Source organism: Rhodococcus sp. T7, from assembly GCF_009872365.1.
Taxonomy (GTDB): Bacteria; Actinomycetota; Actinomycetes; order Mycobacteriales; family Mycobacteriaceae; genus Rhodococcus_F.
In genome coordinates this window covers 832,612-833,606 of record NZ_WXYH01000389.1, presented here as the reverse complement: position 1 = coordinate 833,606, position 995 = coordinate 832,612, and the positions used below count along the sequence as shown (strand labels likewise).

The window sequence follows — 995 nt, the reverse complement described above, 5'->3', positions numbered from 1 at the left end:
CGGTGGTGGACCAGGAAGCAACTGGTGCAGGTGAATTCGTCCGCCTGCTTCGGGAGGACGCGGACGGTCAGTTCCTCCCCGGACAGGTCGGCGCCGGGCAGTTCGAAGGATTCGGCGGTGTCGGTGTCCTCGACGTCCACGGCGGGGGACTGGGTGTCTTTCCGGCTGGCGGTCAGCTGTTCGAGGGACGTATCCGAGGTCTCGTCGGATTCGGTGACTCTGGGGGCGTCGTAGTCGGTGGCCATGCCTGGTGCGTCCTCATGTTCCTCGGTGTTCGGACCCGCCAGATTAGAGGGTGCGTCGGCGCGCCACGCCCTCGGGGTGTGGCGTGCGGTGGCTAACGTCGTGGGGCGGTGGGGGATCGTGAGGCCCCGGGTACGGTTCCACACGCCAGGTTTGCCTCTGGGCATCACGACGGGGGTCGGTTCTTTCCTGCTGTCAGTGCCGTGTCGGTGCGCTCGCTTGCTTGCTCTGCCGGGAGCCGGGACTGAGAGTCTTCCCATCATGCGGCAACTTCTCGCTGATCACGAATCTTTTGTCACCGTGGTGATGGTTGTGGTCGTGGTAGCGCTCGCCGCCGCGGTGTGGACGATCTTCCGTTGACCGGCGCGGTGCCGGATCGTGTGGTGCGGCGGCGGACGTGGGGTAGGTGGTGTGCGGAGTCGCTGTGCACGGTGCCGCGATCATCGTCGACCGAAGATTGTTTCGAACCCTGCAGACTCATCCACACCGATGACCCTGCCGCGCCCGTGGCTGTGACGGTGCTCCGGGTGGTGGGTGTGCGTGGTCCGATGCGGCGACCACGGGGTCGAGGTCGCCGGTTTGCCGCCGTGGGGGGCGTGGTGTGCGTACCGCGGATGGCTGCCACACCGGGTGGTGGTGGCCTGCTGAGCAGCAGTAGTAGTGGTGGTGGGGAACGCTACCAAGCGCAGCCCCCGCCAACGATGGAGATCAGCTGGCAGGGGCGCTACACGGTCAACCTGCACGTAGTGGTG

At 66.5% G+C, this 995-nt stretch carries 1 protein-coding gene; it reads right to left on the bottom strand.

Annotation, left to right across the window (positions count from 1 at the left end; genetic code table 11):
- The coding region (locus MLGJGCBP_RS47935) for a DUF4193 domain-containing protein (RefSeq protein WP_160098094.1) at nt 1-245 on the bottom strand (245 nt) is incomplete at its 3' end.
- Between the last annotated feature and the right edge of the window lie 750 nt (nt 246-995).